Below are 13,362 nucleotides of genomic sequence, written 5' to 3'. Positions count from 1 at the left end.
GGCGCGCTCCTAAAAGCGTTCGGGGCGGATGAGCACCGCCACGAGGTAAAACAGCAGCCCGAGCGCGACGATCGCGGCGAGCCAGAGGTCGAGGGTCATGATGGTGTCCTCATTGGCTCAGGCGTTGTCGCACAGGCGGACATAGGCGAGCGTCGCCGCCACCAGTCCGACCATGATGGCTATCCAGATAAGGTCCTGCATGGCTGGGCTCCTTTCAGAAGGCTGCGGTGAGCGAGGCAACCACGGTGCCGTCGGCTATCGATCCGGTGCCGTCCTGGCCGCGACTGAAGCTAGGCTGGAGATACGCAGCACTGCGACGCGTGATGTCGGTGTCGACATAGCTCACGTTGAAGGTGAGGTTTCGATACGTAGTGTCCGCACCGAGCGACCAATCCCAATAGTCACCGGTCGGCGTGGCGCTGGTCGCGTTGGGGCCGAGCCCATCATTGCCCCAGCTATGGCCGATATGCGCCTTGGCGGTGACCGGCGTTCCGGCAATCGCGAACGCACCGTCGCCGGTCAGGTAAAGGTTGTCCTTCTTGTCGCCAGGATTGGTGTAGACGCCCGCCGCCGCATCGGCGCCGGTGCGATACCATTTGCCGAGCGCCTGCTGCTTCGGCGCGTAGAAGGCGCTTGCGGTCAGCGTTGCAGGGCCGGTGGTGCCGCTGAGCTTCACATAGGGCTCGGCATAGTCGGTCTTCGAGGCGCCGCCCGGATACATGTACCAGGTCAGGCCGACGTCGATCGTCGCGTTGTCCGCAAGCTTGTGCTTGTAGCCGCCGATCAGGTCGAGCTCCATGTTCGAGCCGCCGAACGTGCCCCAGCCGGACAGGTTCGAGCCCCATGCGCCGACGTAGAACCCGCTGTCGTGCGCGATCGTCAGCCCGCCCTGGATCGCGCCGTCCTTGTCCGACTGCGACACGCCGCGCAGGCGGTAGTCGGTCGCGAGCGTCACCGAACCGGAGACGGTTACCGGAGACGGCGGCGCGGTGTCCTGTGCGAACGCGGGCGTGGCGATACCGGCGAGAAGTCCGGCGGCGGCGGTGAAACGAAGAATGTGCATTGCGGTCCCCATGCGCGCGCCGCCGAAAGGATGGCGGTTCGCGAGGACTGGCAATTAGGCTCCGGCGACGTAGCAATTCGAGATCGATTGCCGGGCCGAAGCATATGTTTCGCGTAGTATTGTCGAATTATCGAAGGCTATCGTATGCGGACACATGCACCACCCCGGCGGAGGCCGGGGCCCAGCTGGAAAGGTCGCTGTGACAAAGCGCACCCGCCGACAGCATCGTTACCCAACTGGGCCTCGGCCTCCGCCGGGGTGGTGCCTACCCAGTGCCGGTCAGCATCACCGACCATGCGGTGCGGCGGAGCAGCATCAAGCCTGCAACGCCCGACAGGATAGAGCCCGCGAATACGCCGACCTTCACCGCGTCCATCGCGTGCGGTGCGCTGGCGAAGGCAAGCCCGCCGATGAACAGGCTCATCGTGAAGCCGATCCCGCACAGCACCGCCATGCCGTACACCTGCGTCCAGCTCGCGTTCTTGGGCGCCTCGGCCAGCCGGAACGTCACGAGTCCACGGATCGTCGCGAAGATGCCGATCTGCTTGCCGAGAAATAGTCCCAGCATAATCCCGACCGGCAGCGGCGCGATCACGTCCGCCGCCACCATCCCGCCGAACGCAATGCCCGCATTGGCGAACCCGAACGCCGGCACGATCAGGAAACTCGACCAGGGCTGGAGCGCGTGTTCGAGGCGTTTCAGCGGCGGTTGCCCCTCCCCCGTCCGCAGCGGGATCGTGAACGCGACCGCCACGCCGGCGAGCGTCGCATGGACGCCCGACAGCAAGACGCCATACCAGATCCCCACGCCGATCAGCAGATACGGCACCAGCGACCGCACGCCCGACAGGTTCAGGATTACGAGCACGCCGAGCCCTAAGCCCGCCGCAAGCAACGGCAGCAGCGCGATATGGCCGGTGTAGAACAGCGCGATGACGAGGATCGCGAGCAGATCGTCGATCACCGCGATCGCCGTCAGCAACACCTTCAACGAGGTCGGTACGCGCGACCCGAGCAGGGCCAGGATGCCGAGCGCGAACGCGATGTCGGTCGCCGCCGGGATCGCCCAGCCGCGAAGATTGGCGGGCGTACCCATGTTGACGAGCACGTAGAGGCCCGCCGGCACCGCCATGCCCGCGAGCGCCGCCGCACCGGGCATGATGCGCTCGCCCCAGGTCGAGAGATGTCCCGAGACGAACTCGCTTTTCACCTCCAGCCCGATCAGCAGGAAGAACAGCGCCATCGCGCCGTCGTCGATCCAGTGATGGACGCTCATCCCGCCGACTGCGTGGTGCAGTGTCGCGAAGTAGGTCGGCGCGAGCGGTGAGTTTGCGACGATCAGTGCCGCTATCGCCGCCGCGAGCAGCACGATGGCGCCTGCCGCATCACCCGAGAAAAAGCGCCGGATCGCGGTCAAAGACCTTCGCCGCCAACCCATTGCGCGTTGGACAGGCGGCGCGCGAGATCCCAGCTCTGGACGCGGATATCGGGCACCGCGACGACCTCCCACAGCCCCCCGCGGGTCATCGGCCCGATGCAGTGGATCCGGTCGTCGGGGGTCCCGTCGGCGCGGATCGCGCGCGACTGCGCATCGACGTCGACGCCCAGCCGCAACGGATCGGGTCGAATCGCACCGGCGGCTAGCAGGTGCTTCACGAGCGACTCCTCCGAGCGAAGCAGGTCACCCTGCGGCCCCGTGCAATTGACGATCCGCGCAGCGCGCGTGACAACCAGGTCGGTCTCGCCGCGTGGCCGCCATGTCAGCTTCGCCTGCGTCCCGTCGGCCTCGGCGGATACGATCTTTCCCGCTGCGAAGCTCAGCCGCCCGGTCGCGACGAGCGCGTCGACCCGGTCCGCAACGGCAGGCGCCAGTCGGTGGCGATGGACGTCCCAATACGGGCGTAGATGGCGGAGGAAGCGCCCCCGCACCTCCTGCGACGCCGCCGCCCAGAGCATCTGCGTCACAGGACGAAGCTCGTCCACCGCACAGCGCCAGCCAGCTTCGGCGGCACGCGCGCGGACATGACGGACGAGATCGGTCAGCCCACCCTGGGGCTTGTCCGAAACACCGCGGTGCGCCGGCGCGCCATCGACATGCCGTCGCGGCGACAACCCGCGTCGCGACATCGCCAGGATGTTTCCGGCGAACCCCTGCGCATCGAGCAGCAACGCCGCGTCGATCGCGGTCAGCCCGGTTCCGACCAGCACGACGGTATCGTCCGCGCCCAGCCCTTCGGAGAGGTTGGCCGCCCACGGGTCCGCGTAATAGACACCGGCCGGCAGCAGGTCCGGCTTCAGCCCCGGCGGGGTATGCGGTGGCAGGTTGCCAAGCGCGAGCACCGCGGTGTCGGCCGCGATCTTGCGCCCATCCGCCATCGTCAGCGTCACGCCGTCGGCTTCGATCGGGTCGATCGCGCAGACCTCGCCCTCGACATGCACCAGCCGGCCGTCCGATTCCGCGATCGCCGCATCGAGCAGTTCGCGCAGATACGCGCCATAGGTGGTGCGCGGGACGAAGGTCTTGCGGTCGCCCTTGCCGTGCGCCTCGAGCCAGCGGACGAAGTGGTCGGGATCGTCGGGCAGCGCGCTCATGTTGCCGGCACGGACGTTCAACAGGTGATCGGGATGCGCGGCACTATACGCGACGCCCCGCGCGAGCTGCCGGTCGCGCCGCTCGATCAACGTCACGCGCGGCCCCTCGTGCCGCATCAGGTTGACCGCGAACAGCGCGCCCGAAAACCCGCCCCCGACGACGACGACATGATCCTCGGGCCCCGCAATCCGCGGCATCGTAGCTCGGTCGTCCATCTGCTAGCTCACCTCGTTAGACGCGGACGCCATGCCTCATCGGCAGCGACTAGCCTACCCCCGAGCTACATCGCCGCCTTCCAACCGACCGCATTGCTCCTGTCCGGTTCGCGCATCCCGAGCCAATATACCACCACGCGATATCTGGCATTCCGACTGCAAGCTGAGCATGGTTGCGCATGAGCACGGCGCCTGCGCGGCCGGTGCTGACGCAAGATACGATCCTATGCCAACCCTCCCTTCTGCCGCGCTTCCTGTTGACGGGCACGTGCCTTACGTCGCCACTCACGATGCAGGCGAATGCCGATACGCGCACGACGCTCGATCGGAACGGAAGCCTCGTCGTACTCGATCCGTATGCGCCGGACATCGTCCGGACCACCATTTCGCTCGATCGCCCGCTGGCCGATGCGCCACCAGGCGAAAGCCCCGACACCAAGTCAACCGCGACCAACTGGGCGCACCGCACAGATCGTGACGCCACACCAGCCGGCGGCGGCACGTTAGGGCTCGACGAAGGGCAGGTTCGGTCTCTTTACAGGCGACCTGCCCTTCGCGTTTTCCTGCCCGGCTACGCGCCGATCAGGCGACCCAGCAGGTTTGTCATGCGCAATCTACCGAGCGCCGTGAGCTGGACGTGCGAGCGACGACCGTCACGCGCATCGCGAATGCGTTCGACAAGGTCGGCGTCCTGCAACATCGTCAGATAGCGTAGCGCGGTGGCCGACGGCGCGCGTGCGCCGATGCAGACTGCCGAGACGCTCAGTCGTCGCTGCTCGTGTTCCGAGATGAACAGGTCGAGCAGGATGTCCCAGGCAGGCTCCGAAAACAGCGCGTCGCCGAGCATCGCATCCCGGACTTTGCGGAGTTCGTACAGCCGCCGCGCCATATCGACCAGAACGGTGTCGGGTACGGCGAACGACGCAGAGCGCTTGGCGATGTTGATCGGCGTTACGGCAAGTGCGTAAGTCATAAACGTCTTCCGAATTCGCTTATCGGATCGTTTGGTCCTGGCGGCTCCAGTCGAGATCCCAGCCCCTGGCCTGGATCCGCCGCGAATGCCTGACCGTCCCGATCACGAGAAGCAGAACGATGGGATAGCTCCAGACGGCAGAGAGGACGGCGTAGACGAGGCGGATGACGTCGGGGCTGATCGCCTTGGCCAGATGGGCCCCCGTCCCCAATGCGTGGAGCGCGGTGACCCAGGCTGGCCAGAAGCGATCGGCGTGCAACGTGATCACGATCATCACGATGAGCAGGATCAGGTCGACGACCATGACACCGACCTCCATCCCGGCGAACAATACCGGGATGTCGCGCTGAATGACGCTGGTGGAGAGCGCCGCCAGCAAAAGGGCCAGGCCCGTCAACCGCTCCGGTGCCCCGCCCCGCAGGAGCGCGTAGCAGGACGCGGTCAACTGTATCGCGTAGAACACCCAGACCCGATCCAACTCTTACCTCCGCAGGACCGTAATCGGTCGTTCAGGCGACCGCGGCCAGATGGACCGGCGAACCCAAGTCGCCGGCAAGCCGCAGCGCGCCTTCGTTCGGCGGGCATTGTGCGGTGTCGCTGTAACCGTAGAACTGGCCAAGGCCGATCTCTGTGCGAACGTCGACCAGCGCGCGGTGCGCTTCGACGAAACGCTGACGGACGGCGACCATCTCGAACGACGCCTGTGAGACCATCTGCAACGCCGCGGCGCCGGTGCCGAACGGCAGGTTCGCGGCGAGGCGTTGCTGCATCAGCGTCGCCATGCACGAAGCGGTGAGCATCGCGGCCTTGTCGACCGCAGCCTCTGCTTCGAGAAAGTCATTGGCTACCCTGTCGGCAGCGCGGCGGCGTTCTTTCAACATCGAAATTCCTCCCCTGGGCACCGACGTTGCGGTGCCGTGTACGGGAGCGCTCTGGTCTCGGTTCGATCGTAACAGCGTCGTCAACGTCATCGCCATGTTGACGACCGCCATCGACGTGACGGCAATCAGGCCCATGAGTGCGAGCAGTCGAAATATCCTGTCGCCGATCGAAAACCGGTTGCGCGCCACCCCCGTCGATCCGCTGCCACCGGATAACCCGAGGAAGCGGCGAACAAACCCCCGCGGCTCGCTCTGATCACTGCTTGCAGGCTTGGGGGGGCCGGGGGGAACGTCGAGTGGTTCGGATGGTAGCCGTTCGTATGCGGCGGCCGGGTCGGAAGGTGATGCTGGCTCGGCACGGGCGTCGGGGTAGGAGGGAAGGCGGTCGCGAACGAGCAGGGCGTCGTCGGCCCCACCGCGCTCGTGCTTCTGTAGGCGACGCGCCGCCTCAAACCGCGTCCCGACGCCGAGGATCTGGATCGCACGCTCGATCCGCTTGTCGATCGCGGACGGCGACACGCCAACGATCAGCGCGATCTCCTTCGAGTTGTGATGTGTCAGTACGAGCCGGAGACAGGCGCGTTGGGCTTCGGTCAACTGATCGATGCGTCCTGCGGTCATGCCGCGATGGTAGCGTGAAGCAGGGCGCGTTGCACCCTTTGCGTGGGGTGCAAGCAAACTGAATTACAAACCGTTGAATTGGAAGGAAGTCCTGGTGCCCGGTCGGCGCGCCGCATCTACAATTCGCTTAAACAGGGAGGGTGCGATGATCGACGCTGCGGCGCGCGGCAGGCGAGGTCTGCGCGAACGGAAGATGTGGCGTCGCCGGCGTGGCCCATTCCCACTCGTCGCGGCGATCGTCATGTCTGCGGCGCTCGCCGGTTGCGTCAATCCGGTCGGCCGCTCGCTGTACCAGCCTGCGCCACTTGCAACGACACCGGCTTGGACCGGACGTACTCCTCTATCGGTCGAGGCGGTAGCGGCGGACGGCGCACGACTGAAGGGTTGGTTCTGGCCACCCGAGACCCCGACGGGGCCGGTACTGGTCTACTTGCCGGGTCGCGCCGGAAATCGTGATGTCGCCGCGAAGGCCGCGCAGGCCTTCGCCCGTGACGGCCGCGGCGTACTTGTCGCATCGTATCGCGGTTATGGCGACAATACCGGCGTTCCCGACGAACAGGGGCTGTACCAGGATGGTCGTGCGTTCGTCGACCTGGCGAAACGGCTGGTGCCTGACGGCAAGCGGTTCGTGTTCGGCGACGGACTAGGCGCCGCGGTGGCATTGCATGCGGCAGCGGAAGGCTCGGCCGGAGCAGGCATTGACGGGGTCGTGACGCTGGGCGCATTCGACTCTTTTGCGCGGTTCGTGCCGAGCGTTGCGCGGGGGTTGTATGCAGCGGCGTTCGACAATGTTGCGGCTATTCGTCGCGTGACGGTGCCGGTGCTGCTGATGCACGGTCGCAAGGACGAAGTCGTGCCGTTCGCGGCGGCGGAGCGGTTGCGCGCGGCGGCTGGTGGCAAGGCGTTGGTCGTGCCGATCGACGGTGAGGCATATCACAGCTTAGACTTGAGCCACATCGCGCCGGTGGTGTGGCGTGCGCTGGACCAGATTGCCGCAGACGGGGCAGCGACCAAGTAGCGAGTCAGTCTCGGGCGAAGATTTCGGTGTGGGGGATCGTCAGGTTTAGTGACGGCAAAACCACGTCGTGCGGCTGGGCGAACATGTCGTCGCGCCATGTCGTTGGTCCGAGACGCTGGACGACGCGGGTCAATTCGTTCTCGGGGTCGGCGAAGACGATCGTATCGACCGATAGGAGCTCGCGATATTCGGCGAGCTTTGCGCCTTGGTCTACCTTCGCGGTCGAGCCGGAGAGGACTTCAAAAATCACTTGGGGATCGTTGAATACGCGCTGTTCTTCGCGTTCGCGAGTTGCCGGATTCCCGCAAAAGACGCTGACGTCGGGGTAGCGCAGATCGGTGTCATTGACCCGCACACCCATGTCGGAGTTGTACGCTCGGCATCCCGTACCGCGGAGCTTCCCGGCTAGGAATACGAGGATGTTGGTAGCCACCCGGGAATGTGCGGGAGTGCCGCCGGTCATCATGCGGATGGCGCCGTCGACCAGCTCGAACTTGCGGTCCGTGCCGAAGTCGATTGCGAGGAACTCGTCGACCGTGATCTTCTTGTAGAGGGGATCGTGCCGCATCGGTGTGTTTTACCACTTGTCGGCGGACAAACAAAGGGCCGGGGATTGCTCCCCGGCCCTTTGCTTGGTCGTCTGTTCGGAACGGAGGACCGGCAAAGCCGGCCCTTTTCGTCGGACGGGACTGGGGGCTTGCGCCACCCAGCCCGCCGGCCGTTCTGATTTTCTGTCCGGGACCAGCTCTCGCTGGCCCCGGTCGAAAATCAGAAGTCCATGCCGCCCATGCCGCCCATGCCGCCGCCGCCCATGGGCATGGCGGGCTTGTCTTCGGCCATTTCGCTCACGGCCGCTTCGGTCGTGATCAGGAGGCCTGCGACCGATGCTGCGTTCTGCAGCGCGGTGCGGACGACCTTGGTCGGATCGATCACGCCGGCTTCCACCAGGTTCTCGTACGTGTCGGTCGCAGCGTTGAAGCCGATCGACGTGTCGTTGCCGTCGAGCAGCTTGCCCGAGACCACAGCACCGTCATGACCGGCGTTCTGCGCGATCTGGCGAACCAGAGCGGTCAGCGACTTGCGGACGATGTCGATACCGCGCGTCTGGTCGTCGTTCGCACCCTCGAGGCCATCAAGCGCCTTGGTTGCGTACAGCAGAGCCGTACCGCCGCCGGGGACGATGCCTTCTTCAACAGCTGCGCGGGTTGCGTGCAGCGCGTCGTCGACGCGGTCCTTGCGCTCCTTGACCTCAACCTCGGAAGACCCACCGACCTTGATCACGGCAACGCCACCGGCAAGCTTGGCGAGACGCTCCTGGAGCTTCTCCTTGTCGTAGTCGCTGGTCGTGTTCTCGATCTGCTGGCGGATCGCTTCGGTGCGGCCCTTGATCGTGTCGTGATCGCCGGCACCGTCGACGATGACGGTGTTGTCCTTGTCGATCGTGACGCGCTTGGCGGTGCCGAGCATGCCGAGCGTGACGGTCTCGAGCTTGATGCCGAGGTCTTCCGAGATCATCTCGCCCTTGGTCAGGATCGCGATGTCCTCGAGCATCGCCTTGCGACGATCGCCGAAGCCCGGTGCCTTGACCGCTGCGACCTTCAGGCCGCCGCGCAGCTTGTTGACGACGAGCGTGGCCAGAGCCTCACCCTCGATGTCCTCGGCGATGATCAGGAGCGGACGACCCGACTGGACGACGGCTTCCAGGATCGGGAGCATCGCCTGCAGGTTCGAGAGCTTCTTCTCGTGGATCAGGATGTAGGGATCCTGAAGCTCGACGGTCATCTTCTCGGGGTTGGTGATGAAGTACGGCGACAGATAGCCGCGGTCGAACTGCATGCCCTCGACGACGTCGAGCTCGAATTCGAGACCCTTCGCTTCCTCGACGGTGATCACGCCTTCCTTGCCGACCTTCTCCATGGCTTCGGCGATCTTCTCGCCGACTTCACGGTCGCCGTTTGCCGAGATGATGCCGACCTGCGCCACTTCCTTCGAACCCGAAACCGGCTTCGAACGCGCCTTGACGTCCTCGACGACCTTGATGACGGCGAGATCGATGCCGCGCTTCAGGTCCATCGGGTTCATGCCCGCTGCGACCGACTTCATGCCCTCGCGGACGATGGCCTGCGCCAGAACCGTCGCGGTGGTCGTGCCGTCACCGGCGATGTCGTTGGTCTTCGAGGCGACTTCGCGCAGCATCTGCGCACCCATGTTCTCGAACTTGTCCTTGAGCTCGATCTCCTTGGCGACGGTAACGCCGTCCTTGGTGATGCGCGGTGCGCCGAAGCTCTTGTCGATGACGACGTTGCGGCCCTTGGGGCCCAAGGTCACCTTGACCGCGTCGGCGAGGATGTCGACGCCGCGGAGGATGCGCTCACGCGCGTCACGACCGAATTTTACGTCCTTGGAAGCCATGTCAGCTGCCCTTTCGTATAAGTTGAAAAGTCACGATAAGGTTACACCAAGGTAACCCGGCAGAAGTCAGCCGACGATCCCGAGGATGTCAGATTCCTTCATGATCAGAAGGTCTTCGCCGTCGACCTTGACCTCGGTGCCCGACCATTTGCCGAACAGGATCTTGTCGCCGGTCTTGACGTCGAGCGGGGTGATCGTGCCGTTCTCGGCGCGAGTGCCGGTGCCGATGGCGACGACTTCGCCTTCCTGCGGCTTTTCCTTGGCGGTGTCGGGGATGATGATGCCGCCAGCCGTCTTCTCTTCGGCTTCGAGGCGCTTCACCAGCACGCGATCATGCAACGGACGAAAGTTCATGGGGTCCATGTCCTTTTGGATTGTGACAGATTTCTGGCACTCGAGGTTATCGAGTGCCAACGGACGGCATATGTGCCTCGGGGTGCGGCATGTCAAAGGTTCCGGGGGCGAATTTTTTCGGGCGGGCGTGGTATTCGGGCACCTGCACTCGTTTGCCCGAATCTCCACCCCGGCGGAGGCCGGGGCCCAGTTTGCAGGGCCGGAGTAACGAAACGCACCGCTCTGTTAGCGACGTTCCCCAACTGGGCCCCGGCCGCCGCCGGGGTGGTGGGATTGGAGTGCGCACTCGCCGACCGCTGCGTCACCCCGGGCTTGTTCCGGGGTCCACCGTGCCCCGTATTACCGGCCGCTGGGTTTGAGGGACCGTGGATGCCGGAACGAGCCCGGCATGACGGAGACAGTCAGTCTGTATTGGCACCGTAACACAGGGCATTTACCTCGGTCCGCGCATGCTCTAGCTCTCCTCCCATGACCGATACCGCTGCGCCGTCTTACGCCCCCTCCTATGTCGACCCCGCCCGCCCCCCTCGTCGCAAATCGCGGCTCGTGCGCGGTGTGTGGAAGTTCCTCGTGGCGATCAAGGATGCGCTCGTCCTGATCGCGATGTTGCTGTTCTTCGGGGTGATCTTCGCGGCGCTCAACGCACGGCAGAGCACCACGGCGATCAAGGATGGCGCGCTGGTGCTCGACCTCAACGGCTCGATCGTCGAGCAGCCCGAGGAGCAGGCCGCGTTCGCCGCACTTTCGGGGCAGAGCCGGGCTCGGCAGTTTCGCCTGCGCGACGTGGTGCGCTCGATCGACACCGCGCGGACCGATGCGCGCGTGAAGGTGGTCGTGCTCGATCTCGACAGCTTCGGTGGCGCCTATCCGGCGGCACTCGGCGAGGTCGGCGATGCGCTGGCGCGGGTGCGGGCGAGCGGCAAGCCGGTGCTCGCCTATGCGACCGCGTATACCGATGGCGGCTATCGCCTTGCGGCCAACGCCAGCGAGATCTGGGTCAACCCGCTGGGTGGCACGATCTTCATGGGGCCGGGCGGCAACCAGCTCTATTACAAGGGCCTGATCGACAAGCTCGGCGTCAACGCACACGTCTACCGCGTCGGCCGCTACAAGTCGTTCGTCGAGCCCTACACGCGCGCCGACCAGAGCGACGACGCGCGCGCCGCCAGCACCGCGCTGTACGGCACGTTGTTCGCGCAGTGGCGTGAGGCCGTCGCGAAAGCACGCCCCAAGGCACAGATCGCGCAGTTCATGACCGCGCCCGACAAGGTCATCCTCGCCTCGAACGGCAACATCGCCGAGGCGAATTTGCGCGCGGCCATCGTCGACAAGCTCGGCGATCGGACCAGCTTCGGACGGCGCGTGGCGGAATATGCCGGCAGCGACGCGAACAAGCCGGCGGGCAACTACACAGCGATCAAGTACGACGCGTGGGTGAAGGCCAACCCCCTCCCCACCGCGGGCGATTCGATCGGCGTGCTGACGATCGCCGGCGAGATCGTCGACGGCGAGAGCGGCCCCGGCAAGGCGGCTGGCAAGACGATCGAGAAGGCGGTGCTCGACGGGCTCGCCAAGAAGACGCTGAAGGCACTGGTGGTGCGCGTCGATTCGCCGGGTGGGTCGGTGATGGCGTCGGAGCAGATCCGGCTCGCGATCCTCGAAGCCAAGCGGCAGAAGCTGCCCGTCGTCGTGTCGATGGGCGGACTCGCGGCTAGCGGCGGATACTGGGTGTCGACGCCGGCCGACGTGATCTTTGCCGAGCCCGGCACGATCACCGGCTCGATCGGTATCTTCGGCGTGATCCCGACCTTCGAGAACGCGCTCGCCAAGATCGGCGTGACCAGCGACGGCGTGAAGACCACGCCGCTGTCGGGCCAGCCCGACATCACCGGCGGCACCACGCCGATGTTCGACGCGATCGCGCAGGCGGGCATCGAAAACGGCTATCGCCAGTTCGTCTCGCGCGTCGCCGCCTCGCGGAAGATGACGCCGGCGCGGGTCGACGAGATCGGCCAGGGCCGCGTCTGGGATGGCGGCACCGCGCGCCAGATCGGGCTGGTCGACCGGTTCGGGACGTTGCAGGACGCGATCGATGAGGCCGCCAAGCGCGCCAAGCTCGATCCCGCCAAGGTGCATGCCGAGTATCTGGAAAAGAAGCCGGGCTTCCTCGCGACGATCGCGCAGGATTTCGGCAATGATGGTGACGATGATGCGGGTGGCGGCGATGCCTTCGCGCACGTTGCGGCGGACCGGCGCCAGATGCTTGCGCGGGCGGTCGGTGACATGAAGCGGCTGGCGACGTCGGGTTCGATCCAGGCACGCTGCCTGGAGTGCGGCGGGATGGGGCCGACGACCGTGGGGATCGGCGATGCCAAGCTGCTCGACCTGCTGCTCGCGCGGATCGGGTTCTGATGGCGATCCCCGCAACTGGCAACGGGGGCGGGATCGTCATCCGGGCGGCGGTGCCCGAGGACGCTGCGTCGATCGCGGCGATCTATGCGCCGCACGTGCTGGTCGGGACGGTGTCGTTCGAGACCGAGGCGCCCGATGCGCGGCAGATGCGCGCGCGGATGGCGGCGTCGGACGGGCTGTACCCGTGGCTGGTCGCGACGATCGGCTCCGAGGGTGGCGTGCTGGCGTACGCCTATGCGTCGGCATTCCACAAGCGCGAGGCATACCGGTTCGCGTGCGAGACCACGGTGTATGTCGCGGATGCGGCGCAGCGCCAGGGTGCGGGGCGGCTGTTGTACGAGGCGCTGATCGATACGCTGCGGGCTCAGGGGTTTACGCAGGCGATCGGGGCGATTGCGCTGCCGAACGATTCGTCGATCAAGCTGCATGAGGCGGTCGGGTTTCGGCGCGCGGGGGTGTACCGCGAGGTGGGATACAAGAACGGGCAGTGGATCGATGTCGGGCATTGGCAGTGCGAACTGAACGAGCCTGCGGTGCCGCCGGTCGAGCCGAAGCGGTTTGCGGATGTCGGGGTGGTGCGGGGGTAAAGCTTCCCGCGCCTCATTATAGAAGGCTTGCGCGAACACTCACACCACCCCGGCGGAGGCCGGGGCCCAATTGGTGAGGCTGTAGTAACGCAGCGCGGCCCGTCGTCAGCAACGTCCCCCAATTGGGCCCCGGCATTCGCCGGGGTAGTGGGGAAGATGGAAGGTGCTTCTGCCGACCAGTAGAGATCAGTAATAACCGTCGGCTCAAGCCCAACCACCGGCCCACCCATCCT

Annotated in this window: 13 protein-coding genes; 3 read left to right on the top strand and 10 right to left on the bottom strand. The window is 65.7% G+C overall.

Annotated elements, in window-relative coordinates:
- Window positions 1–9: 9 nt before the first annotated feature.
- From kdpF to O6X71_RS08850, 7 genes are all read right to left on the bottom strand, one after another.
- A complete protein-coding gene (kdpF, locus tag O6X71_RS08880; RefSeq protein ID WP_055875324.1) occupies window positions 10–99 on the bottom strand; it encodes a K(+)-transporting ATPase subunit F in 90 nt (29 codons plus the stop codon).
- Between the two features lie 115 nt (window positions 100–214).
- On the bottom strand, window positions 215–1,063 hold the full coding sequence (locus tag O6X71_RS08875) for a TorF family putative porin (protein ID WP_353465526.1): 849 nt from the start codon (window positions 1,061–1,063) through the stop codon (window positions 215–217).
- A gap of 265 nt (window positions 1,064–1,328) precedes the next feature.
- Complete coding sequence (nhaA, locus tag O6X71_RS08870; RefSeq protein ID WP_353465525.1) at window positions 1,329–2,480, bottom strand: Na+/H+ antiporter NhaA; 1,152 nt, start codon at window positions 2,478–2,480, stop codon at window positions 1,329–1,331.
- A complete protein-coding gene (locus tag O6X71_RS08865; RefSeq protein ID WP_353465523.1) occupies window positions 2,477–3,871 on the bottom strand; it encodes an FAD/NAD(P)-binding protein in 1,395 nt (464 codons plus the stop codon). The genes nhaA and O6X71_RS08865 overlap by 4 nt, the downstream gene beginning before the upstream one ends.
- A gap of 571 nt (window positions 3,872–4,442) precedes the next feature.
- Window positions 4,443–4,844: a transcriptional regulator gene (locus O6X71_RS08860; RefSeq protein WP_353465522.1), complete on the bottom strand. Its 402-nt coding sequence runs from the start codon at window positions 4,842–4,844 to the stop codon at window positions 4,443–4,445.
- 19 nt (window positions 4,845–4,863) lie between these two features.
- Window positions 4,864–5,307: a hypothetical protein gene (locus O6X71_RS08855; RefSeq protein ID WP_353465520.1), complete on the bottom strand. Its 444-nt coding sequence runs from the start codon at window positions 5,305–5,307 to the stop codon at window positions 4,864–4,866.
- 46 nt (window positions 5,308–5,353) lie between these two features.
- Window positions 5,354–6,346: a sigma factor-like helix-turn-helix DNA-binding protein gene (locus O6X71_RS08850; protein ID WP_353465518.1), complete on the bottom strand. Its 993-nt coding sequence runs from the start codon at window positions 6,344–6,346 to the stop codon at window positions 5,354–5,356.
- 145 nt (window positions 6,347–6,491) lie between these two features.
- On the opposite strand from O6X71_RS08850, the gene O6X71_RS08845 reads away from it, so the two are divergent.
- Window positions 6,492–7,364, top strand: a complete 873-nt coding sequence (locus O6X71_RS08845) for an alpha/beta hydrolase (RefSeq protein WP_353465517.1) — start codon at window positions 6,492–6,494, stop codon at window positions 7,362–7,364.
- A 4-nt stretch (window positions 7,365–7,368) separates the two neighbouring features.
- Here the strand turns inward: O6X71_RS08845 and O6X71_RS08840 are convergent, their stop codons facing one another.
- The 3 genes from O6X71_RS08840 to groES form a co-directional block, all read right to left on the bottom strand.
- On the bottom strand, window positions 7,369–7,932 hold the full coding sequence (locus O6X71_RS08840; protein WP_353465516.1) for a Uma2 family endonuclease: 564 nt from the start codon (window positions 7,930–7,932) through the stop codon (window positions 7,369–7,371).
- Window positions 7,933–8,132: 200 nt separating this feature from the next.
- Entirely contained in the window at window positions 8,133–9,776 is a 1,644-nt protein-coding gene (gene groL, locus O6X71_RS08835; protein ID WP_056065680.1) for a chaperonin GroEL, read from the bottom strand.
- A gap of 66 nt (window positions 9,777–9,842) precedes the next feature.
- Window positions 9,843–10,130: a co-chaperone GroES gene (gene groES, locus O6X71_RS08830; protein WP_056052039.1), complete on the bottom strand. Its 288-nt coding sequence runs from the start codon at window positions 10,128–10,130 to the stop codon at window positions 9,843–9,845.
- Window positions 10,131–10,598: 468 nt separating this feature from the next.
- Between groES and sppA the strand changes: the two genes are divergently transcribed.
- Both sppA and O6X71_RS08820 read left to right on the top strand, forming a co-directional pair.
- The gene (gene sppA, locus O6X71_RS08825) at window positions 10,599–12,542 is read left to right on the top strand and encodes a signal peptide peptidase SppA (RefSeq protein ID WP_353465514.1); all 1,944 of its coding nucleotides are present in this window, start codon (window positions 10,599–10,601) and stop codon (window positions 12,540–12,542) included.
- Window positions 12,542–13,129, top strand: a complete 588-nt coding sequence (locus O6X71_RS08820) for a GNAT family N-acetyltransferase (RefSeq protein WP_353465513.1) — start codon at window positions 12,542–12,544, stop codon at window positions 13,127–13,129. The genes sppA and O6X71_RS08820 overlap by 1 nt, the downstream gene beginning before the upstream one ends.
- Window positions 13,130–13,362: the final 233 nt, after the last annotated feature.

This window comes from Sphingomonas faeni, assembly GCF_040407505.1.
In the GTDB taxonomy this organism is placed as follows: Bacteria; Pseudomonadota; Alphaproteobacteria; order Sphingomonadales; family Sphingomonadaceae; genus Sphingomonas; species Sphingomonas faeni_E.
Note: the sequence above shows the minus strand (reverse complement) of the source record. Positions and strands in the feature narration are given on the sequence as shown.